This is a genomic window from Streptococcus mitis, assembly GCF_905187495.1.
Lineage (GTDB): Bacteria > Bacillota > Bacilli > Lactobacillales > Streptococcaceae > Streptococcus > Streptococcus mitis_CU.
In genome coordinates this window covers 630,790-653,867 of record NZ_CAJJIB010000151.1, presented here as the reverse complement: position 1 = coordinate 653,867, position 23,078 = coordinate 630,790, and the positions used below count along the sequence as shown (strand labels likewise).

Here is a 23,078-nt window from a genome sequence, read left to right as displayed (position 1 = left end):
ATAAAATAGGGTTTTTATTTTAGAAAACGTTTCCTTTGTTTTCAAATTGCTAAAAAAGTGGTACAATAAAGGGTAGCTTACTATTATCTGAATCAACTGATTTGGAGAGAAAGGATTCATTTTGAAATCAATAGGCTTTATTGAAAAGCTGAAAGGGTTGTCTAGTAAAGAGCTGATTTTATTGGGAATTATCCTGAGTATCTTTTTACCCTTTTATCTTTTTGTAGTTGTATTCTGTTTATATATTATCAGTTTAATTTTTACAGGAGACATGAAAAGTATTCTTCAGAAAATGGGGGAGCATCCGATGCTGCTTCTTTTTCTTGGCTATAGTACTGTTATATCCGTTTTTGCACAAAATTGGATGGGAGTTGTGGCTTCAGTAGGAATTTTTCTATTTACTGTTTTCTTTTTGCACTATCAGTCGATTTTATCACATAAATTCTTTCGATTGATTTTGCAGCTCGTCTTGTTTGGTAGCGTCTTGTCAGCTGCTTTTGCGAGTTTAGAACATTTCCAAATTGTAAAGAAATTTAACTATGCTTTTCTTTCACCCAATATGCAGGTGTGGCATCAAAATCGTGCAGAAGTGACCTTCTTTAATCCTAATTATTATGGAATTATTTGTTGTTTCTGTATCATGATTGCCTTCTATTTGTTTACAACGACCAAGTTGAATTGGTTGAAAGTATTCTGTGTGTTTGCAGGCTTTGTGAATCTCTTTGGATTGAACTTTACTCAAAATCGAACTGCCTTTCCTGCTATTATCGCTGGAGCAATCATCTATCTCTTTACGACCATTAAAAACTGGAAGGCCTTTTGGCTTAGTATTGGGGTCTTTGCGATTGGCTTGAGCTTCCTCTTTTCCAGTGATTTAGGAGTTCGGATGGGGACTTTAGACTCTTCTATGGAAGAACGAATTTCTATCTGGGATGCTGGGATGGCCTTGTTTAAGCAAAATCCTTTTTGGGGTGAGGGGCCATTGACCTACATGCACTCGTATCCTCGGATAAATGCTCCTTATCATGAACATGCTCACAGTCTTTATATTGATACGATTCTGAGTTACGGAATTGTGGGGACTATTTTATTAGTTTTGTCTTCTGTTGCTCCTGTTCGCTTGATGATGGATATGAGCCAGGAATCGGGGAAACGTCCGATTATCGGTCTTTATCTGTCTTTCCTTACAGTGGTTGCTGTGCATGGAATCTTTGACTTGGCCCTCTTCTGGATTCAGTCAGGTTTCATTTTCTTGCTAGTTATGTGCAGTGTTCCATTGGAGCATCGAACCTTGGTATCGGACATGACGGATTAAGTTTATAAGATTGAAATCTTCTACCTTGTGTAGGAGATTTTTTTACTGGGAAAAATTATTTCCAAATCGAAATAGTTGACAGTTGGAATAATGAGTGTTACAATTATTTTATTCATTTCGATGTAGAAATAAAAGGAGGTGTCATGAAAGATAGTCATTTGGTAGCCCATCATATTCGTTTGTTGAATGGGCGGATTTTTCAAAAGTTACTTAGTCGGGATCCTGAAGCTCTTTATCGGAGTGAACAGGGGAAGATTTTAGCGGTTTTATGGAATAGTCAAACTGGCTGCGCAACTGCGACAGATATTGCTCTGGCGACTGGGCTTGCTAACAATACACTGACGACGATGATTAAAAAGCTAGAGGAACAAAATCTTGTAACTATTAGTCCATGTGGAGAAGATAAGCGTAAGAAGTATCTGGTTTTAACAGAGTTGGGGCAGTCTCAGAAAGAAGTGGGGCATCGTGTCAGTCAGAAATTGGATAGGATCTTTTACAAAGGATTTTCAGAGGAAGAAATTCGTCAGTTTGAAGCCTTTCAAGAAAGAATTTTGGCGAATCTGAAAGAGGAGGAAAATGAGGATTAAAATAGTGCAAATTAGCTGTTTATAAGTAAAGGCCACTTTTGACTTTGTTTTCCAACTCTTAGGACAAGGAAACTATGTGGTTAGCTATGGTCAGAATCGGATTGGTTGAGTTGCCTATGCCCAGTACGATATCTTCCGTCTAGAAAACGGGAAAATTGTGGAGCATTGGGACAATAAGGAAGTCATGCCTAAGGTAGAAGACTTGACCAATCGAGGGAAGTTTTAAATTGAGGATACAGAATGATTGAATACAAAAATGTAGCCTTGCGCTACACAGAAAAAGATGTTTTGAGAGATGTCAATTTACGAATTGAGAATGGAGAGTTTATGGTTTTAGTTGGGCCATCTGGGTCCGGTAAGACGACCATGATCAAGATGATTAACCGTCTTTTGGAACCAACTGATGGAAATATTTACATGGATGGCAAGCGCATCAAAGACTATGATGAGCGTGAGCTTCGTCTCTCTACTGGTTATGTTTTACAGGCCATTGCTCTGTTTCCCAATCTAACAGTTGCAGAAAATATTGCCCTGATTCCTGAGATGAAGGATTGGACTAAGGAAGAAATAGCGAAGAAAACAGAAGAGCTTTTGGCTAAGGTTGGTTTACCAGTAGCTGAGTATGGGCATCGACTTCCAAGTGAATTATCTGGTGGAGAACAGCAACGGGTTGGTATTGTCCGTGCTATGATTGGTCAGCCTAAGATTCTCCTCATGGATGAGCCTTTTTCGGCTCTTGATGCTATTTCGAGAAAACAGTTGCAGGTTCTGACTAAAGAATTGCATAAAGAGTTTGGGATGACAACGATTTTTGTAACCCATGATACGGATGAAGCTTTGAAATTGGCGGACCGTATTGCTGTTTTACAGGATGGGGAGATTCGCCAGGTAGCGAATCCCGAGACCATTTTAAAAGCGCCTGCCACAGACTTTGTAGCAGACTTGTTTGGAGGTAGTGTTCATGACTAATTTAATTGCAACTTTTCAGGATCGTTTTAGTGATTGGTTGACAGCTCTATCTCAACATTTGCAGTTGTCACTATTGACCTTGTTGCTGGCCATCTTTATAGCGATTCCCTTGGCTGTTTATCTTCGCTATCATGAGAAATTGGCCGACTGGGTCTTGCAGATTGCAGGGATTTTCCAGACCATCCCGTCTCTTGCCTTGTTGGGGCTCTTTATCCCCTTGATGGGAATTGGAACCTTGCCAGCTTTGACAGCTCTAGTGATCTATGCGATCTTTCCGATTTTACAAAATACCATCACTGGGCTGAAGGGAATTGATCCGAGTCTGCAAGAGGCTGGGATTGCCTTTGGGATGACCAGATGGGAACGTCTCAAGAAGTTTGAAATTCCACTTGCTATGCCTGTTATGATGTCTGGGATTCGGACGGCGGCGGTCTTGATTATCGGTACGGCAACCTTGGCTGCCTTGATTGGGGCAGGGGGGCTGGGTTCCTTTATCCTTTTGGGAATTGACCGTAATAATGCCAGTCTGATTTTGATTGGGGCCCTTTCTTCTGCAGTGCTTGCTATTGCCTTTAACTTCCTACTAAAAGGTGATGGAAAAGGCAAAATTGCGGACGATTTTCTCTGGTTTTGCCTTGGTGACCATATTGCTCGGTCTGTCTTATAGCCCAGCTCTTTTGGCTCAAAAAGAGAAAGAGAACTTGATCATTGCTGGTAAATTGGGACCGGAACCAGAAATTTTGGCCAATATGTATAAGTTGCTGATTGAAGAAAACACCAGTATGACTGCGACTGTTAAACCGAATTTTGGGAAAACAAGCTTTCTTTATGAAGCTTTGAAAAAAGGCGATATTGACATCTATCCTGAATTTACTGGTACGGTGACTGAAAGTTTGCTTCAGCCATCACCGAAAGTGAGTCATGAGCCAGAGCAGGTTTATGATGTAGCGCGTGATGGCATTGCCAAACAGGATCATCTAGCCTATCTCAAACCCATGTCTTATCAAAATACCTACGCTGTAGCTGTTCCGAAAAAGATTGCTCAAGAATATGGCTTGAAGACCATTTCGGACTTGAAAAAAGTGGAAGGGCAGCTGAAGGCAGGTTTTACACTCGAATTTAATGACCGTGAAGATGGCAATAAGGGCTTGCAATCAATGTACGGTCTCAAGCTTAATGTGGCGACCATGGAGCCAGCCCTTCGCTATCAGGCTATTCAGTCGGGCGATATTCAAATCACGGATGCCTATTCGACTGATGCGGAATTGGCACGTTACGATTTACAGGTTTTGGAAGATGACAAGCAACTCTTCCCACCTTATCAAGGAGCTCCACTGATGAAAGAAGCTCTTCTCAAGAAACATCCAGAGTTGGAAACAGTTCTCAATAAATTGGCTGGTAAAATTACTGAAAGCCAGATGAGCCAGCTCAACTACCAAGTCGGTGTTGAAGGCAAGTCAGCAGAACAAGTAGCCAAGGAGTTTCTACAAGAACAAGGTTTGTTGAAGAAATAGTTTGAAAATGTCAAACTCAACTTTGTTAAACGACCATATAGAAAACTGCTCAGACAATGTTGTCTGGGCTTTTTTGATTGTTGAAAAGATAAAAACTCAGTAGCCTAGAAATAAGGCAACTGAGCTCTACTCTGTATTCAATTTTTAGGAATGAGAAGGTCTAGATAAAATTGGACAACTTCCTGGTCTGTGAAATCTTGACCTTTTTTGAGCCACCAGGTCAATGTCTCGATAAAGTTGGACATGACCAAGTGTTGGAGGTAAGAAGTAGGCAGATTAGTGTGGGCTTCTTTTAACTCATCAGCCAACATGGGATAGACATGGTGTTCTAGCTCTTTATGGAGTTGACGGAGGAAGTAGTCATTTTTGGAAAATAGCAGACTGGTAACATGGTCCTGGTTTTTCTGAAAATGTAAAAAGATATGTGCGAGGTAGTCCTCGGTAGTAAAGTGTCCTTCCCTTTCAAAGAGATGATGAAAGAGGTAGCGACAGAGCTCATCTAAAAGGAGTTCCTTGCTTTCATAGTGACAGTAAAAAGTAGAACGCCCAACATCTGCTAGGTCAATGATATCCTGAACAGTAGTGGCATCATAGCCTTTGTCGTTCAAAAGTTGTAAAAAAGCTTGATAGATGGCTTTTTTCGTCTTGCTGACTCGACGGTCTCTTTTTGGCATGTAGACACTTGAGACAAACTGTTCAGAACTGAACATGGCTGACAGTTTGCTTCTATCCTTTCTTTGAATTTTATTAGATAATACAAATGAAAGAAGTATGTATATACCCATTATACCAAAGGAGGGAGAGAAATGAGTTCTAAAACATCTATCTGGTTAGCTTTTTTCTTAAATTTAAGCTATGCGATTGTTGAGTTTATCGCAGGAGGAATCTTTGGTTCGAGTGCAGTTCTTGCTGATTCCGTTCATGACTTGGGAGATGCTATAGCCATTGGCATCTCAGCCCTTTTAGAAACAATTTCAAACCGTGAAGAAGATAGACAGTACACCTTGGGTTACAAACGTTTTAGTCTTTTAGGAGCCATGCTAACGGCTGTGATTCTTATGATAGGGTCTGTCCTAGTGATCTTGGAAAATGTCACAAAGATTGTTCACCCGCAACCCGTCAATGAGGAAGGCATCCTCTGGCTGGGAATCATTGCAGTAGCCATTAATGTGCTAGCAAGTCTGGTAGTTCGTAAGGGGAAAACAAAGAACGAGTCAATTCTTAGCCTGCATTTTTTGGAAGACACTCTTGGTTGGTTGGCCGTCATTCTAATGGCGATTATTCTTCGATTTACGGACTGGTATATCCTCGATCCGCTTTTATCACTAGTTATTTCTATCTTTATTCTGTCGAAAGCCATTCCTCGCTTTTGGAGCGCACTGAAAATTTTCCTAGATGCTGTGCCAGAAGGAGTCGAGACAAGTGATTTGGAGAAGGATTTGGAGGCTCTGACCAATGTCAAAAGTGTCAATCAACTTAGCATTTGGTCCATGGATGGTCTAGAAAATAATGCTATTATCCATATCTGTTTAGAGGATTGGGAGGAGATGACGGAAACAAAGAATCAAGTACGTCAGCTCTTAGAAGAAAGAGGTGTGCAGAATATTACTATCGAAGTGGACACCAGTCAAAGCAATCATGCGCAACATAAGCGAAAGGTAACAGCCTTAGGGCAATCCCATGGGCATCAACACTAGAAAAAGCGGCTGAGACAAAACTCAATTTCAAGAGAAAATGAAGTAAATCTTCATACAAAAAAACGTATAGTATCAAGGGTTTTCAATGTCTGATACTATGCGCTTTTTGCTTTTAAAGACTTTTTTTCCAGTTTCTTTGGTATCATATTTGAAAGACGCTTTCCCCAACCTCTTTCTTTGATTGATGAAAAGGTATGCTAATAAGAGAACTGATAATGATAAAAAATTTTTCGATTAGACGCAAAATGCTTGACTTGGAGTCAACTCAAAATTATATAATAAGATAAGTGAGTTAGAATAGCTTAAATTCAGTGAATGAGAGGAGGTTAGTGTATGAATATTAAATCTGCTAGTGACTTGTTGGGAATTTCAGCGGATACGATTCGGTACTATGAACGGGTTGGTCTTGTGCCACCGATTACTCGAACTGCAACTGGAATTCGTGATTTTCAAGATCATGATATTGAAGCTCTGGAATTTATTAAGTGTTTTCGTTCGGCAGGTGTCTCTGTAGATAGTTTAGTTGACTATATGTCTCTCTACCAAAAGGGGGATGAAACGCGAGAGAAAAGGCTTGGTATTTTAGAAGAGGAAAAGAAAAAATTAGAGGAGCGCTTGTCTCAGTTACAGGTGGCTTTAAATCGCTTAAATCTCAAAATTAAACTTTACAAGGAAGGAAAAATTTAAATGAAATCAGCAGTATATACAAAGGCAGGTCAGGTTGGTCTTGCTACAATTGAACGTCCGCAAATTATAGACGCAGATGATGCGATTATTCGTGTAGTTCGTGCGTGCGTTTGCGGATCGGATCTATGGAGGTACCGTAATCCAGAAACGAAAGCTGGACACAAAAATAGTGGACACGAAGCGATTGGGATTGTCGAAGAAACTGGGGAATCCATTACGACGGTGAAACCAGGTGACTTTGTCATTGTCCCTTTTACCCATGGATGTGGTGAATGTGATGCCTGTCTTGCTGGCTTTGACGGTTCTTGCGATAATCATATTGGTAATAACTTGGGAGGCGATTTTCAGGCGGAATATATTCGTTTTCACTATGCAAACTGGGCGCTGGTTAAAATCCCTGGACAACCTTCTGACTACACAGAAGGTATGCTAAAGTCCCTCTTGACTCTTGCAGATGTTATGCCGACAGGCTATCATGCGGCGCGTGTTGCTAATGTTCAAAAAGGGGATAAGGTTGTGGTCATTGGTGATGGTGCTGTAGGTCAATGTGCTGTCATCGCGGCGAAGATGCGTGGTGCGTCGCAAATTATCCTCATGAGTCGTCATGAAGATCGTCAAAAGATGGCTCTGGAGTCGGGTGCGACAGCTTTTGTAGCTGAGCGAGGTCAAGAAGGTATTGCCAAGGTGCGTGAAATTCTCAGTGGCGGAGCGGACGCAGCACTTGAATGTGTTGGTACGGAGGCTGCTGTAGAACAGGCGCTAGGTGTCCTTCATAATGGAGGGCGTATGGGATTTGTAGGAGTCCCACACTATAATAATCGTGCTCTTGGTTCGACATTTATGCAAAATATCTCTGTAGCAGGTGGGGCAGCTTCTGCGACAACATATGATAAGCAATTTTTACTAAAAGCCGTCCTTGATGGTGATATCAATCCAGGCCGTGTCTTTACTTCAAGCTATAAATTAGAAGATATTGATCAAGCTTATAAAGATATGGATGAACGTAAGACCATTAAGTCTATGATTGTGATGGCCTAAAAAAGAAAATCCTAATGGAGATTTGAGACTCTCTATTAGGATTTTTTGTCATTTTTAATTTGTGGAGTTATGGCAGAGTACTCTCTCTCAGAGTCAGTCTGGTTCCCAGCATGGTCAGGCTAGGGATTTTGCGACCGTGGAGTACTTCTTTATTAAGAATATCCATGCCTGCTCTGCCCATTTCTTCGGTATAGACGGTGATGCTGGAGAGGGGAGGATAGACTTGCTTGGTCAGGCTGGTGTCGTTAAAGGAAATAAGACTGACGCGGTCTGGCAGGTTGATTCCAGCTTCTTGGAGGGCACGGAGGGCACCGATAGCTAAACTATCGCTAGCTGCAAAAAATGCTGGTGGCAGTTGGTCTCCCAAACTCTGAATAGCCTCCTTCATCAAGTCATAGCCAGACTGGGCAGTAAAGCTTCCTTGAAAGACCAGTTCATCATGATAGATTCCCTTTGCTTGACTGTAGTTTCTAAAATTTTCCAGTCGCTTATCCTCAATGATTTCTTCTTGGTCGGTTGTTTCTTCAAGGCCTGTTAGAATCCCGATGCGGTCCATCCCTTGGCTGAGAAAATAATCGACAACCTGTTTCATGGCAGTGTAAAAGTCTGTGATAATGCAGGTATGTCCCAGGGAAAGTGTATCGCTGTCTAGAAAGACCAGGGGTTTTTGGTATTCTTCAAAGGCAGAAATCTGAGTTCGGCTAAACTTTCCGATGCAGAGAATCCCAATCACTTCCTCGCTCAGGGTAAAAGGATGGTCATTAAAATAGCGCAAGATATCATAGTCCAACTCTTGGGCTCTTTTCTCTATGCCTAGGCGAATCTGGTAGTAGTAGAGATCGTCCAGCTCCCCTTGTTCGCTGACCCATTGGATAATGGCAATTTTTTGCTTGGGCTTGTGGGACTCGCCTGTCTTGAGGTGTTTGGTGTAGCCCAGCTCTTCAGCAACGGTTAAAATACGGTGTCTGGTTTCTTCTGTAACAGATAGGCTCTGGTCGCGGTTTAGAACACGGGATACGGTCGCGATAGAGACAGAGGCTAGCTGTGCAATATCTTTTAAGGTAGCCATAAATCCTCCTTCTTTAAGGTTAGTATATCATATTTTTCTGTATTTTACTGATATTTTAGTAAAATTTTAGTAAAAAGGATTGACCTTGGGAAATCCCTTGGATACAATAAAAGAAAACGATTACACGTTAAGGTGACTTAACGGACAGTCAAAGGAGAATTCATATGACACAACATCTTACTGCAGAAGCACTTCGTAAAGACTTTCTTGCTGTTTTTGGTCAAGAAGCGGATCAAACCTTCTTTTCGCCAGGTCGTATCAACTTGATTGGTGAACACACAGACTACAACGGTGGGCACGTTTTTCCTGCTGCTATTTCCTTAGGAACTTACGGTGCAGCTCGCAAGCGTGATGACCAAGTTTTGCGTTTCTACTCAGCCAACTTTGAGGACAAGGGTATCATCGAAGTGCCTCTTGCTGACCTCAAGTTTGAAAAAGAGCACAGCTGGACTAACTATCCAAAAGGGGTTCTTCATTTCTTGCAAGAAGCTGGGCACGTGATTGACAAGGGGTTTGATTTTTATGTTTATGGGAATATCCCAAATGGTGCTGGTTTGTCTTCTTCAGCATCCTTGGAACTTTTGACAGGGGTTGTGGCAGAGCATCTCTTTGATTTAAAATTAGAGCGTCTCGATTTGGTTAAAATCGGAAAACAAACAGAAAACAACTTTATCGGAGTCAATTCTGGTATCATGGACCAGTTTGCTATCGGTATGGGAGCAGACCAACGTGCTATTTACCTAGATACCAACACCTTGGAGTATGACTTGGTGCCACTTGATTTGAAGGACAATGTCGTTGTTATCATGAACACCAATAAACGCCGTGAATTGGCTGACTCTAAGTACAATGAACGTCGTGCTGAGTGTGAAAAAGCAGTGGAAGAATTGCAAGTTGCTTTAGATATTCAGACCTTGGGTGAATTGGATGAGTGGGCCTTTGACCAATATAGCTACTTGATTAAAGATGAAAATCGTTTGAAACGTGCTCGCCATGCTGTGCTTGAAAACCAACGTACCCTCAAAGCTCAAGTAGCTCTTCAAGCAGGAGATTTGGAAACATTTGGTCGCTTGATGAATGCGTCACACGTTTCTCTTGAGCATGACTATGAAGTAACTGGTTTGGAATTGGATACTCTTGTTCACACAGCTTGGGCACAAGAAGGAGTTTTCGGTGCTCGTATGACAGGGGCAGGTTTTGGTGGCTGTGCCATTGCTTTGGTGCAAAAAGATGCTGTTGATGCCTTTAAGGAAGCTGTTGGCAAACACTACGAGGAAGTAGTTGGCTACGCTCCAAGCTTCTATATCGCTGAAGTTGCAGGTGGCACTCGCGTCCTTGACTAGTTAAAAGGAGGCTCTATAGTGACCTTAGTAGATAAATTTGTAACACATGTCATTGCTGAAAGTTCATTTCAGGAAATGGATCGAATCTACCTGACCAATCGTGTCTTGGCACGAGTGGGAGATGGTGTTTTGGAAGTTGAGACCAATCTGGATAAATTGATTGATCTCAAGGACCAGCTGGTTGAGAAAGCCGTTCGATTAGAGACGATTGAGGATAGTCAGACTGCGCGTGAAATCCTTGGTGCTGAATTGATGGACTTGGTGACCCCTTGTCCGAGTCAGGTCAATCGTGACTTTTGGGCAACCTACGCCCAGTCTCCTGAGCAAGCGATAGAGGATTTTTACCAACTCAGTCAGAAAAATGACTACATCAAACTCAAGGCCATTGCTAAAAATATTGCTTATCGTGTTCCATCTGATTACGGTGAACTTGAAATTACCATCAACCTCTCTAAGCCTGAAAAGGATCCCAAAGAGATTGCGGCAGCCAAGTTGGTGCAAGTTAGTAATTATCCTCAGTGTCAGCTTTGTCTAGAGAATGAGGGCTACCATGGTCGGGTCAACCACCCAGCTCGCAGTAACCACCGTATTATCCGTTTTGAAATGGTTGGTCAGGAGTGGGGCTTCCAGTATTCGCCCTATGCTTACTTTAATGAGCACTGTATTTTCTTAGATGGCCAGCATCGTCCCATGGCCATTAGTCGTCAGAGTTTTGAACGTCTGTTGGCTATCGTAGAGCAGTTTCCAGGATATTTTGCTGGATCTAATGCCGACTTGCCGATTGTGGGGGGCTCTATTCTAACTCATGATCACTATCAAGGAGGTCGTCACGTATTTCCTATGGAATTGGCTCCCTTGCAAAAGTCTTTCCGATTTGCTGGTTTTGAGCAGGTCAAGGCTGGAATTGTCAAGTGGCCTATGTCAGTGTTGCGTTTGACTTCGGATTCCAAAGAGGATTTGATCAACTTGGCTGACAAGATTTTACAGGAATGGCGTCAGTATTCAGATCCTAGTGTGCAGATTTTAGCTGAGACTGATGGGACACCGCATCACACCATCACACCGATTGCGCGTAAACGCGATGGACAGTTTGAGTTGGACTTGGTTTTACGAGATAATCAAACATCGCCAGAGCATCCTGATGGTATCTATCATCCCCACAAGGATGTCCAACATATCAAGAAGGAAAATATCGGCTTGATTGAGGTCATGGGCTTGGCAATCTTGCCACCACGTCTGAAAGAAGAAGTGGAGCAAGTCGCTAGCTATCTTGTAGGAGAAGCTGTTGCAGTTGCCGATTATCATCAGGAATGGGCAGACCAACTCAAAGTCCAACATCCAGACATAACAGATAAAGAAAAAGCCCTTGAAATCGTCAAAGACTCTGTTGGTGCTATCTTTGCGCGTGTACTTGAGGATGCAGGAGTCTACAAGCAGACGGAACAAGGGCAGACAGCTTTTATGCGCTTTGTGGAGCAGGTCGGAATTTTGCCAGACTAGGAGCTTTCTCCTTGCACAGTCCTATAAAAAGTAGTATCATAGTGTCGTTTGAAATATCAGGAGGAAACCATGAAAGACTTTCATTTTGACGCTATATCTGCCTTTGAAAATTATGAAATTGAACAAATGAGAGATGGTCACGTTGTGGTGACGACCAAAGTAGTGGACTCGTCGCTCAACTACTATGGCAATGCCCACGGTGGCTATCTCTTTACCCTTTGTGACCAGATCAGCGGTTTGGTGGTCATATCTCTAGGATTAGACGGAGTGACGCTCCAATCCTCTATCAACTACCTCAAAGCAGGAAAACTTGATGATGTGCTGACTATTAAAGGAGAATGTGTCCATCAAGGTCGCACAACCTGCGTAGTGGATGTCGATATTACCAATCAAGAAGGCAGAAATGTCTGTAAGGCAACCTTTACCATGTTTGTCACAGGACAGAGGTCAGAAGACAGACAGGTAAGGATATAGAGAAACAAAAAAGAGGCTCGCACCTCTTTTTCTTATTTCTTTTTATGATTTAATACGGCATTGAGGACAATGGCGAGGAGGCTGGCTACGACGATTCCGTTTGAGAAGAACATTTGGAAGGCTGTCGGCATGCTAACAAAGAGATTACTGTTGTTGAGTCCGACACCTGCAGCGATGGAGACTGCTGCGATAAGGAAGTTGTGTTCATTGTTAGCAAAGTCAACACGGGCGAGGATTTGCATCCCTTGAATAGATACAAAACCAAACATCACCAGCATGGCACCACCGAGGACAGGGCTTGGAATGATTTGGGCAAGGGCGCCAAACTTAGGAAGGAGTCCAAGGAGAACCAGGAAACCAGCTGCGTAGTAGATTGGTAGGCGAGTCTTGATACCTGACAATTTAACCAAACCAACGTTTTGTGAAAATCCTGTGTAAGGGAAGGTGTTAAAGATTCCTCCGAGAAGTACGGCCAAACCTTCTGCTCGGTAACCGTTGCGAAGGCGCGTGCTGTCAATTGGATCTTTTGTGATATCAGACAAGGCCAGATAAACACCAGTTGACTCAACCATAGAAACCGTTGCGATGATACACATCATGACAATAGATGAGATTTCAAAGGTTGGCATCCCAAAGTAGAGGGGAGTTGGGACATGGACAAGCGGTGCTGCCGCAACAGGGGAGAAGTCCACCAAACCCATGCTAGCAGCAATGGCTGTTCCAACAACTAGACCAATCAAAATAGAGATAGACTTGATAAATCCTTTGGTAAAGATGTTAATCAAGAGGATAATCAGAACAGTGGATAGCTGCAAGCAAGAGACTTTGACCAGTTGGCTCTGGAATGTTATTTCCCATATTTCCAATAGCGACAGGAATCAAGGTTAAACCAATCGTAGTAATAACAGATCCTGTTACGATAGATGGGAAGAGATTGGCTACTTTTGAGAAAATGCCTGAAACAAGAACCACGTAAATCCCTGATGCGATAAGGGCACCAAACATAGCGCCACTACCATGGCTTTGCCCAATCATAATCAAGGGAGCGACCGACTGAAAGGCAACTCCGAGAACGACTGGGAGTCCAATTCCAAAGTATTTGTTGAGTTGGAGTTGAAGGAAGGTTGCCACCCCACACATGAAGATATCTGTAGAAATCAGGTAGGTCAACTGCTCAGTTGAATAGCCAAGGGCTGTCGCAATCATGATAGGAACCAGGATGGATCCTGAGTACATAGCTAGTAAGTGTTGCAAGCCAAGAACGGCTGCTTGCGAATGTTTTTCTTGAGTTTGCATTAGAGATCTGCCTCCTTAAAAATAACTTGACCATTTTCAAAACGATCCAAACGAGCGAGTGATAGGACAGGATAGCCTGCTTTTTCAAGCAAATCACGGCCATCTTGGAAAGATTTTTCAATCACAATACCGATAGCTTCGACTGTTGCTCCAGCCTGTTCGATGATTTGAATCAAGCCTTTGGCAGCTTGGCCATTAGCAAGAAAATCGTCAATAATCAAGACCTTGTCCTCTGGTGAGAGAAATTTGCCAGCGATAGAAACGGTGCTGGTTACCTGCTTGGTAAAGGAGTAAACTTCGGCAGTTAAGATTCCTTCGTTCATAGTGATGTTCTTAGCTTTTTTGGCGAAAATCATGGGAACGTTTAAGGATTCCGCTGTAAAAATGGCTGGGGCAATACCTGACGCTTCAATGGTTACGACCTTGGTAATGCCAGCAGAAGCAAATTTTTCCGCAAAAACCTTACCAATCTCTCTCATCAAGCTAAAGTCAACTTGGTGGGTTAAAAAGGAATCCACCTTGAGGATGTTGTCACCCAAGATATGCCCATCCTTGAGGATGCGCTCTTCTAATAATTTCATAAGACCTCCTAAAGTCTAAAAGCCAGTTTACTTGTTGGTTAAATGTTTCTATGGTGATCCAGTTTGCTAGTACTATATATTTGATAAAACTAGTACGAGCGAAGCGAGTCTTATCAAATATTTCCTGTTGTAGTGGTATCATAGACAATAAGTTTGTTATTGTCTATGACGGAATTTTTGAGACTTTTGGCTCAAAAATTAGGGATGAAATTCCGAAGGAAGTTGCTCCCGTCCGCACTAATTAAGGGAAATATTAAAAATATTCAAAAAGGACCTACTTAATCTCTAAGTAAGTCCCCAAAATAGGCATGGCAAAAACGACCATACCTCACTTCTGACTTACTTATTGTTAGGTGTTCCGGCACCTTGTAGAAACGTCGTGCCAATTCACGACATAAACAAGTAAAATGATATTCAATTTTAAATAGGCTTGAGCCAATGTTTTTATTTTATACTAAATAACTTTAGAAATCAAATATTTTGTTAGTGTTTTGGTTTAAAAAACGAACAAATATAATAAAAATGGGCAAAAATTAACTTATTGGCTAACATTTAGAAGGTTTTTTCCATCATAAAAGGCATATTATCAAGTTTTTAAACACTTGACAATATGCCTTTTTAACTTTAAAGACTTTTTCCAAATCTTTATTATTCTACTCGCTAAATCTTAAAAAATAGCCATCTGGATCCAAAACTGCAAACTCATGAGGATAGATATAGTAATCTCCAACACGAAACTTTCTTTTGGTTAAGGGACGATGGATAGGATAGTCAGCTTCTAGCAGTTTTTGGTGGAGTTGAGGGACATCTTCAATACCAAAGGAAATATTGACACCGCGCCCGAAAGGATAGGTTAGTTGGGCTAATTCTTCTGTGCTGCCTTCTTCTAGCATAAGTTGGCAGTCTTCAAGTGAGAGGAAGAGAAATTTCTCCTCTGGACGCTCGTATTCGACAGAGAATCCCAGCAAGTCGCAGTAGAAGTGGCGTGACTTTTCGAGGTCAGATACTACAAATTCAGGAATGACAGCTTGATAGTCCATTAGCTTTCTCCTTAGAGCTCAATCTCCATGACAATGGGTGTGTGGTCTTGACGCGCACCTGAGTCGATCATATCAGACTTAGTCACATTGTCAGCGATGCGGTTACTTGTGAGCCAGTAGTCGATTCTCCAGCCAGTATTGTTGATTTTAGAAGTCTTGCTGCGTTGTGCCCACCAAGTGTAGCGTTCTGGAACATCGCCGTGAATGTGGCGGAAGGTATCAGTAAATCCAGTTGCTAAAAGGTTGGTAAATCCAGCACGTTCCTCGTCGGTAAATCCAGGTGAACGGCGGTTGCTGGCAGGATTTGCAAGGTCAATTTCATTGTGGGCTACATTGTAGTCACCGGTCGCAAGGACTGGTTTTTCTTTGTCTAGTTCAGCCAAGTACTCCGCATATTTGACATCCCAGACTTGGCGTTCTTCCAAACGTTTGAGGCCGTCGCCAGCGTTTGGAGTGTAAACTTGGGTCACGAAAAATTCATCAAATTCTAGAGTGATGATGCGACCTTCTAAGTCCATGGTAGAAGGGGCACCGATTTCTGGAAAAGTGACAGTGGGTGTGAGTTCTTTCTTATAAAGGAACATGGTTCCAGCATAGCCTTTGCGGGCAGGTTCTTGAGAAGAACGCCACGTGTTTTCGTAGTTTGGAAAGAGTTCAGCTAAAATTTCCAAGTGTTTTTTAGTAGGACCCTTGGCAGAAAGCTTGGTTTCTTGGATAGCGATGATATCAGCATTTTCAGCGACCAAGGTTTGTAGTACTTCTTGGGACAATTTGGCACGAGTTGAGTCACTAGTTAGGGCAGCATTGAGGGAATCAATATTCCATGAGATGAGTTTCATAAAGTTACCTTTTTCATTCAGATTATAGATTTTATTATACCAAAAAAAGGTCCATTTCCCCAACGTATGGCTTGAAAAATCACTCTCTTTCGTTTATAATTAAGAATGATTTTATGAAAGGGAGTGAAAATAAATGAAATTTTACTCATATGACTATGTACTTAGCCAAATCAGTCAGCAAAATGGCATCATGATTGGCTTTGGAATTGTTCTCCTAGCTATCACAGGATTTTTTGCTTTTAAAGCCTATCGAGATAAAAAGGGGACTAAGTTTCGGGAATTGGTCATGATTTTGGCCTTGACCTTGGTGGCCATGCTTTTGGTGACAATCTCAAAATACCAGACCAATCAAGCCTCTAACAACCAATTTCAAACCTCCCTTCATTTCATAGAGGTTGTTTCCAAAGACTTGGGAGTGGATAAATCAGAAGTTTATGTCAATACTTCTGCAGCCACTGATGGAGCGCTTGTCAAGGTAGGTCCAAATTTCTACCGCGCCATGAACGGGAGCCAACCAGACAAGTATCTTTTAGAGAAATTAGAATTGAATCAAACAGACGCTATTGAATTGGTGGAGGTAAACAAATGACACTCAATTATATGGAAATTTTAATCAAACTGGCCTTGGGTCTTTTCTCTCTTGTTTTTGTTATTAATGTGACAGGAAAGGGGAATCTAGCACCTAACTCTGCTACAGACCAAATTCAGAACTATGTTCTTGGTGGTATCATCGGTGGGGTGATTTACAATAGTTCAATCAGCATTCTGCAGTACGCAGTGATTTTGATGATGTGGACGATTTTGGTCTTGACCCTCAAGTGGCTCAATAACAATGTTCGTTTTGTCAAACGCTTGATTGATGGAAAACCAACTCTCCTTATCAAAAATGGGCAGATTGACCCAGAAGCCTGTCGTTCAGTTGGTTTGTCTGCAGCAGAAGTTGCTCTCAAACTTCGTAGCCAAGGGATTTTCCAGATGAAACAGGTCAAACGCGCTGTGCAGGAGCAAAATGGCCAACTCATCGTGGTCCAAATAGGAGATGAAAATCCTAAGTATCCAGTTGTGACTGACGGTGTGATCCAAGTCGATGTCTTGGAAACGATTGGCCGTAGCGAAGAGTGGCTGCTTGATAATCTCAGCAAACAAGGACATGACAATGTAGCCAATATCTTTATCGCTGAGTATGACAAGGGTGCGGTCACAGTCGTAACCTATGAATAAGAAAAACCTGGGGTCTTGGCCTCAGGTTTCTATTTGCAATCAGAAAGGGATGTTATGTCCATTATTCAAAAACTTTGGTGGTTTTTCAAGTTAGAAAAACGCCGTTATTTAGTCGGGATTGTGGCTCTGGTCTTGGTTTCCGTCCTCAACCTCATTCCCCCAATGGTTATGGGGAGGGTCATTGATGCCATCACATCGGGGCAATTAACCCAGCAGGACCTCCTTCTTGCCCTATTTTACTTGCTTCTTGCAGCCTTTGGGATGTACTATCTGCGCTATGTTTGGCGTATGTATATCCTTGGGACTTCCTACCGTTTGGGACAGATTATGCGCTCTCGCTTATTTGAGCATTTCACAAAAATGTCTCCAGCCTTTTATCAAACCTATAGGACGGGGGACCTGATGGCGCATGCCACCAACGATATCAATGCCTTAACCCGTCTCGCAGGTGGAGGAGTCATGTCTGCGGTGGATGCCTCTATCACGGCTCTGGTGACCTTACTGACCATGCTCTTTAGCATTTCTTGGCAGATGACGCTAGTTGCCATTCTTCCCTTGCCTTTTATGGCTTATGCGACCAGTCGTCTAGGGAGAAAGACCCACAAGGCTTTTGGTGAATCGCAGACTGCCTTTTCTGAACTCAATAACAAGGTGCAGGAGTCGGTATCGGGTATCAAAGTGACCAAATCTTTCGGGTATCAGACGGATGAGTTGAAGTCCTTTCAGGCAGTCAATGAATTGACCTTCCAAAAGAACCTGCAAACCATGAAATACGATAGTCTCTTTGACCCCATGGTTCTCTTGTTTGTTGGTTCCTCCTATGTTTTAACGCTCCTGGTAGGCTACTTGATGGTTCAGAAAGGGCAAATCACGGTTGGGAATCTAGTTACCTTTATCAGCTACTTGGATATGCTAGTTTGGCCTCTCATGGCCATCGGCTTCCTCTTTAATATTACCCAGCGAGGGAAGGTTTCTTACCAGCGGATTGAGGAACTTTTGTCTCAGGAATCACCTGTACAAGACCCTGAATGTCCTCTGGATGGTATTGAAAATGGGCGCTTGGAGTACGATATTGACAGCTTTGCCTTTGAAAATGAGGAAACACTGACGGATATTCACTTCAGCTTGGAAAAAGAGCAAACACTGGGCTTGGTTGGGCAGACAGGTTCTGGGAAAACGTCTTTGATCAAGCTTCTCTTGCGTGAATACGATGTGGATAAGGGAGCTATTTATCTAAATGGTCATGATATTCGCGACTATCGTCTGACAGATCTTCGTAGTCTTATGGGCTATGTTCCTCAGGATCAGTTTCTCTTTGCGACTTCGATTTTAGACAATATCCGCTTTGGTAATCCTAACTTGCCCCTTTCAGCGGTCGAGGAAGCGACTAAGCTAGCTCAAGTTTACCAAGACATTGTAGCCATGCCTCAGGGATTTGATACAGTTATTGGTGAAAAAGGAGTCAGTCTTTCTGGTGGGCAAAAGCAACGTCTGGCCATGAGTCGGGCTATGATTTTAGACCCTGATATCTTGATTTTAGATGATTCCTTGTCCGCCGTAGATGCCAAGACAGAGTATGCGATTATCGACAATCTCAAGGAGACACGAAAGGACAAGACAACCATTATTACGGCTCATCGCCTCAGTGCGGTTGTCCATGCAGATTTGATTTTAGTTCTGCAAAATGGTCAAATCATCGAACGAGGCACGCACGAAGACTTGCTAGCCCTGGATGGCTGGTATGCCCAAACCTATCAGTCTCAGCAGCTGGAAATGAAAGGAGAAGAAGATGCAGAATAAACGAGAACAATGGGCTGTATTGAAGCGCTTGATGTCCTATCTCAAGCCTTACGGCCTTCTGACTTTTTTGGCACTCAGTTTTCTCCTAGCGACGACGATCATTAAAAGTGTCATTCCCCTTGTAGCCTCCCACTTTATCGACCAGTACCTCAGCAACCTAAATCATCTTGCTGTTACCGTTTTGCTGGCCTACTATGGTCTCTATATCCTACAAACTCTAGTTCAGTATGTTGGCAATCTTCTCTTTGCGCGTGTGTCCTATAGTATTGTTAGAGATATTCGTCGCGATTCCTTTGCTAATATGGAGAAGCTGGGTATGTCTTACTTTGATAAGACGCCAGCAGGCTCCATCGTCTCTCGTTTGACAAATGACACCGAGACCATCAGTGATATGTTTTCTGGGATTTTATCTAGCTTTATCTCAGCAGTTTTCATTTTTCTGACAACTCTTTATACCATGTTGGTGCTGGATTTTCGTTTGACAGCTTTAGTCCTGCTCTTTCTACCCTTGATTTTTCTTTTGGTCAATCTCTATCGGAAAAAGTCAGTGAAAATCATCGAGAAAACCAGAAGTCTCTTATCAGATATCAATAGCAAACTGGCTGAAAACATCGAGGGAATCAGGATTATCCAGGCCTTTAACCAAGAGAAGCGCCTGCAGGCAGAATTTGATGAGATCAACCAAGAACACTTGGTCTACGCCAACCGTTCTGTAGCCTTGGATGCCCTATTTTTGCGGCCTGCTATGAGTTTGCTGAAACTTCTAGGTTATGCTGTCTTGATGGCCTACTTTGGCTATCGTGGTCTTTCTATCGGGATAACGGCCGGAACCATGTATGCCTTTATCCAATACATCAATCGTCTTTTTGACCCCTTAATCGAGGTGACGCAAAACTTTTCAACCCTTCAAACTTCCATGGTGTCTGCAGGCCGTGTTTTTGCCTTGATTGACGAGAAGACCTATGAGCCTCATCAAAAAGATGGGCAGTCTAAAGTCCAAGAGGGCAATATCCGTTTTGAACATGTATGTTTCTCATATGACGGTAAACATCAGATTCTGGATGATATTTCTTTCTCTGTTAACAAGGGTGAAACCATTGCCTTTGTAGGTCATACAGGTTCGGGGAAATCTTCGATTATAAATGTCCTCATGAGCTTTTATGAATTCCAGTCAGGGCGAGTTCTCTTGGATGGTGTGGATATCAGGGATTTCAGTCAGGAAGAACTGAGAAAAAACATCGGTCTGGTCTTGCAGGATCCCTTCCTCTATCATGGGACCATCAAGTCCAATATCGCCATGTACCAAAATCTTAGTGATGAGCAGGTCCAGGCTGCGGCAGCTTTTGTGGATGCAGATTCCTTTATTCAGGAGCTTCCGCAGGGTTATGACGCCCCTGTTTCTGAGCGTGGTTCGAGCTTCTCTACTGGTCAGCGTCAGCTTCTTGCCTTTGCTAGAACAGTTGCCAGCCAGCCTAAAATCCTGATTTTGGATGAAGCGACAGCCAATATAGACTCTGAAACAGAAAGCATGGTTCAAGCTTCTCTGGCTAAGATGAGACAAGGGCGGACAACCATTGCCATTGCCCACCGCCTTTCGACTATCCAAGACGCCAACTGTATCTACGTATTGGACAAGGGGCGCATCATCGAGAGTGGAACCCATGAGGAACTCTTGGCCTTGGGAGGGACCTATCACAAGATGTATAGCTTGCAGGCAGGAGCCATGTCCTAATACTCTTTGATTTTCATTGAGTATAAGAAGGAAATCCTTCAAATTACAGATTTCTTTCACCGCCTTATCTATTTTGTGGTATAATGAAAAATGTTGACAAATAGTATAATAAAAACAAAGGAGAAACAGTATGCTGAAATGGGAAGACTTGCCCGTGGAAATGAAATCAAGCGAGGTTGAGTCTTACTACCAGCTTGTCTCTAAAAGGAAGGGTTCGCTGATTTTCAAGCGTTGCTTGGACTGGGTTCTAGCCGTAATCTTGCTGATTCTGACCTCTCCCATCTTTCTCATCTTGAGCATTTGGATCAAGTTGGATAGCAAGGGGCCAGTGATTTACAAGCAAGAGCGCGTGACCCAGTACAACCGTCGGTTCAAGATTTGGAAGTTCCGTACCATGGTGACGGATGCGGACAAAAAAGGAAGTTTGGTGACTTCTGCTAACGATAGCCGCATTACCAAGGTTGGCAATTTCATCCGCCGTGTCCGTTTGGACGAACTGCCTCAGTTGGTCAATGTCCTTAAAGGTGAGATGTCCTTTGTCGGTACACGACCTGAAGTGCCACGCTACACAGAGCAGTATAGCCCTGAAATGATGGCGACTTTGCTTTTACCAGCAGGGATTACCTCTCCAGCCAGCATCAACTACAAGGATGAGGACACCATCATCAGTCAAATGACGGAGAAAGGTTTGTCAGTTGACCAGGCCTATGTCGAACACGTCCTTCCTGAAAAGATGCGCTATAACCTCGCCTATCTCCGAGAGTTTAGTTTCCTTGGAGACATCAAAATCATGTTTCAAACCGTGTTTGAAGTGCTAAAATAAAGTAGTCATAAGAAAATGAGTACAGATAAAAGGAGCAAATCAATGCCAAATTACAATATTCCATTTTCACCACCCGATATTACGGAAGCAGAAATTGCTGAAGTAGCGGATACCCTGCGTTCTGGTTGGATCACAACAGGTCCTAAGACAAAAGAACTAGAGCGTCGCTTGTCTCAATATACACAGACACCTAAGACCGTCTGCCTCAACTCTGCAACTGCCGCTCTTGAGTTGATTTTGCGCGTTTTGGAAGTGGGACCTGGAGATGAAGTCATCGTTCCAGCCATGACCTATACAGCTTCATGTAGTGTTATCACGCACGTAGGAGCAACTCCTGTCATGGTGGATATCCAAGCAGATACTTTTGAGATGGACTATAACTTACTGGAGCAAGCTATCACTGAAAAGACTAAGGTGATTATTCCAGTAGAGCTTGCGGGGATTGTTTGCGACTATGACCGTTTGTTCCAAGTTGTGGAGAAGAAACGTGATCTCTTTACTGCTTCAAGCAAGTGGCAAAAGGTCTTTAACCGTATTGTGATTGTTTCTGATAGTGCCCACGCTTTGGGGTCTACTTATAAAGGGCAACCAGCTGGTTCTATCGCTGACTTTACTTCCTTCTCATTCCACGCCGTTAAGAACTTTACAACTGCAGAAGGTGGAAGTGCCACTTGGAAAGCCAATCCAGCGATTGACGACGAAGAGATGTACAAGGAATTCCAAATTCTTTCCCTTCACGGGCAAACTAAGGATGCTCTTGCCAAGATGCAACTGGGTTCATGGGAATACGATATCGTCACACCAGCCTACAAGTGTAATATGACCGATATTATGGCTTCCCTTGGTTTGGTACAATTGGGCCGTTACCCAAGTTTGCTAGAACGTCGTAAGGACATCGTGGACCGTTATGATCATGGTTTTGCAGGTTCTCGTATCCATCCATTGGCACACAAGACTGAAACTGTCGAATCTTCACGCCACCTCTACATCACCCATGTAGAAGGAGCGAGCTTAGAAGAACGCAATCTTATCATCCAAGAATTAGCTAAAGCGGGAATTGCAAGTAATGTCCACTACAAACCGCTTCCGCTCTTGACAGCCTATAAGAATCTTGGTTTTGATATGGCGAACTATCCTAAGGCCTATGCCTTCTTTGAAAATGAAATTACACTCCCTCTTCACACTAAATTAAGTGATGAAGAAGTGGACTATATCATTGAGACTTTCAAAATAGTTTCTGAAAAAGTACTAGCTTCATCAAAAAAATTGTAAAAAAGTCTTGACAAAGAAAAAACAAAGTATTAAAATAAGTTCAATAAATCAGAAAAGTAATTATTTTTGATCTTCAGGGAGCCTGTGGTGATTGTGAACAGGTGGTTGGAAGTAGTGAAAGTGGGCTGATTTTAAAAATGAATTTGAAACAATGAAAATTCGGTGCGCACACCTTACAGTGCAACTTGTTGTTAGACAAGGCAGAGATGTAAAGGGATAGTCCCTTTATAATTGAGGTGGCACCGCGTTACCAACGCCCTCACACAGATGGTTTTCTGTGT

20 protein-coding genes, 3 pseudogenes, 1 riboswitch and 1 other annotated feature are annotated in these 23,078 nt (G+C 42.6%); of the genes and pseudogenes, 17 read left to right on the top strand and 6 right to left on the bottom strand.

Annotated elements, in window-relative coordinates; all coding sequences use genetic code 11:
• Positions 1-121 precede the first annotated feature (121 nt).
• The 5 genes and pseudogenes from JQ843_RS09430 (at position 122) to JQ843_RS09410 (ending at position 4,385) form a co-directional block, all read left to right on the top strand.
• Positions 122-1,315, top strand: coding sequence for an O-antigen ligase family protein (locus tag JQ843_RS09430; protein ID WP_004242420.1), 1,194 nt, complete (start codon positions 122-124; stop codon positions 1,313-1,315).
• A gap of 143 nt (positions 1,316-1,458) precedes the next feature.
• The gene (locus JQ843_RS09425; protein ID WP_024057348.1) at positions 1,459-1,902 is read left to right on the top strand and encodes a MarR family winged helix-turn-helix transcriptional regulator; all 444 of its coding nucleotides are present in this window, start codon (positions 1,459-1,461) and stop codon (positions 1,900-1,902) included.
• A gap of 34 nt (positions 1,903-1,936) precedes the next feature.
• A pseudogene (locus JQ843_RS09420) lies at positions 1,937-2,128 on the top strand (nuclear transport factor 2 family protein); the annotation flags it as partial.
• Between the two features lie 14 nt (positions 2,129-2,142).
• Positions 2,143-2,871, top strand: coding sequence for an ATP-binding cassette domain-containing protein (locus tag JQ843_RS09415; protein ID WP_024057349.1), 729 nt, complete (start codon positions 2,143-2,145; stop codon positions 2,869-2,871).
• Positions 2,864-4,385 (top strand): annotated as a pseudogene (locus JQ843_RS09410) (ABC transporter permease/substrate-binding protein). Before JQ843_RS09415 ends, JQ843_RS09410 begins: the two are co-directional and overlap by 8 nt.
• Before the next feature lie 137 nt (positions 4,386-4,522).
• Here JQ843_RS09410 and JQ843_RS09405 read toward each other — a convergent pair.
• Complete coding sequence (locus JQ843_RS09405; protein ID WP_203213500.1) at positions 4,523-5,059, bottom strand: TetR/AcrR family transcriptional regulator; 537 nt, start codon at positions 5,057-5,059, stop codon at positions 4,523-4,525.
• Between the two features lie 132 nt (positions 5,060-5,191).
• Between JQ843_RS09405 and JQ843_RS09400 the strand changes: the two genes are divergently transcribed.
• From JQ843_RS09400 to JQ843_RS09390, 3 genes are all read left to right on the top strand, one after another.
• Positions 5,192-6,082, top strand: a complete 891-nt coding sequence (locus tag JQ843_RS09400) for a cation diffusion facilitator family transporter (RefSeq protein ID WP_203213483.1) — start codon at positions 5,192-5,194, stop codon at positions 6,080-6,082.
• A gap of 333 nt (positions 6,083-6,415) precedes the next feature.
• Positions 6,416-6,769: a stress response transcriptional regulator NmlR gene (gene nmlR / locus JQ843_RS09395; protein WP_001022624.1), complete on the top strand. Its 354-nt coding sequence runs from the start codon at positions 6,416-6,418 to the stop codon at positions 6,767-6,769.
• On the top strand, positions 6,770-7,807 hold the full coding sequence (locus JQ843_RS09390; RefSeq protein WP_004259103.1) for a zinc-binding dehydrogenase: 1,038 nt from the start codon (positions 6,770-6,772) through the stop codon (positions 7,805-7,807). It begins immediately after the preceding gene.
• A gap of 67 nt (positions 7,808-7,874) precedes the next feature.
• Here JQ843_RS09390 and galR read toward each other — a convergent pair whose 3' ends face one another.
• Entirely contained in the window at positions 7,875-8,876 is a 1,002-nt protein-coding gene (galR, locus tag JQ843_RS09385; RefSeq protein WP_203213482.1) for a DNA-binding transcriptional regulator GalR, read from the bottom strand.
• Between the two features lie 164 nt (positions 8,877-9,040).
• Here galR and JQ843_RS09380 point away from each other — a divergent pair, with 164 nt between their 5' ends.
• From JQ843_RS09380 to JQ843_RS09370, 3 genes are all read left to right on the top strand, one after another.
• A complete protein-coding gene (locus JQ843_RS09380) occupies positions 9,041-10,219 on the top strand; it encodes a galactokinase (protein WP_203213481.1) in 1,179 nt (392 codons plus the stop codon).
• Positions 10,220-10,237: 18 nt separating this feature from the next.
• Positions 10,238-11,719, top strand: coding sequence for a UDP-glucose--hexose-1-phosphate uridylyltransferase (locus JQ843_RS09375; RefSeq protein ID WP_203213480.1), 1,482 nt, complete (start codon positions 10,238-10,240; stop codon positions 11,717-11,719).
• Positions 11,720-11,788: 69 nt separating this feature from the next.
• Entirely contained in the window at positions 11,789-12,193 is a 405-nt protein-coding gene (locus JQ843_RS09370; RefSeq protein ID WP_000651223.1) for a PaaI family thioesterase, read from the top strand.
• A gap of 32 nt (positions 12,194-12,225) precedes the next feature.
• On the opposite strand, the pseudogene JQ843_RS09365 reads toward JQ843_RS09370, so the two are convergent.
• From JQ843_RS09365 to JQ843_RS09350, 4 genes and pseudogenes are all read right to left on the bottom strand, one after another.
• Positions 12,226-13,489, bottom strand: a pseudogene (locus JQ843_RS09365) (nucleobase:cation symporter-2 family protein).
• Complete coding sequence (locus JQ843_RS09360; RefSeq protein ID WP_000770412.1) at positions 13,489-14,070, bottom strand: xanthine phosphoribosyltransferase; 582 nt, start codon at positions 14,068-14,070, stop codon at positions 13,489-13,491. Before JQ843_RS09360 ends, JQ843_RS09365 begins: the two are co-directional and overlap by 1 nt.
• A 326-nt stretch (positions 14,071-14,396) precedes the next feature.
• Positions 14,397-14,492: riboswitch (purine riboswitch) on the bottom strand.
• Positions 14,493-14,723: 231 nt separating this feature from the next.
• The gene (locus tag JQ843_RS09355; RefSeq protein ID WP_049502476.1) at positions 14,724-15,110 is read right to left on the bottom strand and encodes a bleomycin resistance protein; all 387 of its coding nucleotides are present in this window, start codon (positions 15,108-15,110) and stop codon (positions 14,724-14,726) included.
• Positions 15,111-15,121: 11 nt separating this feature from the next.
• Positions 15,122-15,949, bottom strand: coding sequence for an exodeoxyribonuclease III (locus JQ843_RS09350; RefSeq protein WP_203213479.1), 828 nt, complete (start codon positions 15,947-15,949; stop codon positions 15,122-15,124).
• A 133-nt stretch (positions 15,950-16,082) separates the two neighbouring features.
• Between JQ843_RS09350 and JQ843_RS09345 the strand changes: the two genes are divergently transcribed.
• From JQ843_RS09345 to JQ843_RS09320, 6 genes are all read left to right on the top strand, one after another.
• A complete protein-coding gene (locus JQ843_RS09345; protein ID WP_000675332.1) occupies positions 16,083-16,538 on the top strand; it encodes a DUF3290 family protein in 456 nt (151 codons plus the stop codon).
• The gene (locus tag JQ843_RS09340; RefSeq protein ID WP_000174453.1) at positions 16,535-17,170 is read left to right on the top strand and encodes a DUF421 domain-containing protein; all 636 of its coding nucleotides are present in this window, start codon (positions 16,535-16,537) and stop codon (positions 17,168-17,170) included. The genes JQ843_RS09345 and JQ843_RS09340 overlap by 4 nt, the downstream gene beginning before the upstream one ends.
• A gap of 54 nt (positions 17,171-17,224) precedes the next feature.
• On the top strand, positions 17,225-18,970 hold the full coding sequence (locus JQ843_RS09335; RefSeq protein WP_203213478.1) for an ABC transporter ATP-binding protein: 1,746 nt from the start codon (positions 17,225-17,227) through the stop codon (positions 18,968-18,970).
• Positions 18,960-20,702, top strand: a complete 1,743-nt coding sequence (locus tag JQ843_RS09330; protein ID WP_203213477.1) for an ABC transporter ATP-binding protein — start codon at positions 18,960-18,962, stop codon at positions 20,700-20,702. The genes JQ843_RS09335 and JQ843_RS09330 overlap by 11 nt, the downstream gene beginning before the upstream one ends.
• A 130-nt stretch (positions 20,703-20,832) precedes the next feature.
• Positions 20,833-21,525, top strand: a complete 693-nt coding sequence (locus JQ843_RS09325) for a sugar transferase (protein WP_049546568.1) — start codon at positions 20,833-20,835, stop codon at positions 21,523-21,525.
• 42 nt (positions 21,526-21,567) lie between these two features.
• Complete coding sequence (locus tag JQ843_RS09320; protein ID WP_203213476.1) at positions 21,568-22,797, top strand: DegT/DnrJ/EryC1/StrS family aminotransferase; 1,230 nt, start codon at positions 21,568-21,570, stop codon at positions 22,795-22,797.
• Between the two features lie 34 nt (positions 22,798-22,831).
• Positions 22,832-23,061, top strand: a binding site (T-box leader).
• Positions 23,062-23,078: the final 17 nt, after the last annotated feature.

What these genes read in the sequence shown, in the direction of transcription:
- JQ843_RS09425 (WP_024057348.1), top strand. Translation starts at nt 1,459, where the DNA reads ATGAAAGATAGTCATTTGGTAGCCCATCATATTCGTTTGTTGAATGGG.
- JQ843_RS09415 (WP_024057349.1), top strand. Translation starts at nt 2,143, where the DNA reads ATGATTGAATACAAAAATGTAGCCTTGCGCTACACAGAAAAAGATGTT.
- JQ843_RS09405 (WP_203213500.1), bottom strand. Translation starts at nt 5,059, where the DNA reads ATGCCAAAAAGAGACCGTCGAGTCAGCAAGACGAAAAAAGCCATCTAT.
- JQ843_RS09400 (WP_203213483.1), top strand. Translation starts at nt 5,192, where the DNA reads ATGAGTTCTAAAACATCTATCTGGTTAGCTTTTTTCTTAAATTTAAGC.
- nmlR (WP_001022624.1), top strand. Translation starts at nt 6,416, where the DNA reads ATGAATATTAAATCTGCTAGTGACTTGTTGGGAATTTCAGCGGATACG.
- JQ843_RS09390 (WP_004259103.1), top strand. Translation starts at nt 6,770, where the DNA reads ATGAAATCAGCAGTATATACAAAGGCAGGTCAGGTTGGTCTTGCTACA.
- galR (WP_203213482.1), bottom strand. Translation starts at nt 8,876, where the DNA reads ATGGCTACCTTAAAAGATATTGCACAGCTAGCCTCTGTCTCTATCGCG.
- JQ843_RS09380 (WP_203213481.1), top strand. Translation starts at nt 9,041, where the DNA reads ATGACACAACATCTTACTGCAGAAGCACTTCGTAAAGACTTTCTTGCT.
- JQ843_RS09370 (WP_000651223.1), top strand. Translation starts at nt 11,789, where the DNA reads ATGAAAGACTTTCATTTTGACGCTATATCTGCCTTTGAAAATTATGAA.
- JQ843_RS09360 (WP_000770412.1), bottom strand. Translation starts at nt 14,070, where the DNA reads ATGAAATTATTAGAAGAGCGCATCCTCAAGGATGGGCATATCTTGGGT.
- JQ843_RS09355 (WP_049502476.1), bottom strand. Translation starts at nt 15,110, where the DNA reads ATGGACTATCAAGCTGTCATTCCTGAATTTGTAGTATCTGACCTCGAA.
- JQ843_RS09350 (WP_203213479.1), bottom strand. Translation starts at nt 15,949, where the DNA reads ATGAAACTCATCTCATGGAATATTGATTCCCTCAATGCTGCCCTAACT.
- JQ843_RS09345 (WP_000675332.1), top strand. Translation starts at nt 16,083, where the DNA reads ATGAAATTTTACTCATATGACTATGTACTTAGCCAAATCAGTCAGCAA.
- JQ843_RS09340 (WP_000174453.1), top strand. Translation starts at nt 16,535, where the DNA reads ATGACACTCAATTATATGGAAATTTTAATCAAACTGGCCTTGGGTCTT.
- JQ843_RS09335 (WP_203213478.1), top strand. Translation starts at nt 17,225, where the DNA reads ATGTCCATTATTCAAAAACTTTGGTGGTTTTTCAAGTTAGAAAAACGC.
- JQ843_RS09330 (WP_203213477.1), top strand. Translation starts at nt 18,960, where the DNA reads ATGCAGAATAAACGAGAACAATGGGCTGTATTGAAGCGCTTGATGTCC.
- JQ843_RS09325 (WP_049546568.1), top strand. Translation starts at nt 20,833, where the DNA reads ATGCTGAAATGGGAAGACTTGCCCGTGGAAATGAAATCAAGCGAGGTT.
- JQ843_RS09320 (WP_203213476.1), top strand. Translation starts at nt 21,568, where the DNA reads ATGCCAAATTACAATATTCCATTTTCACCACCCGATATTACGGAAGCA.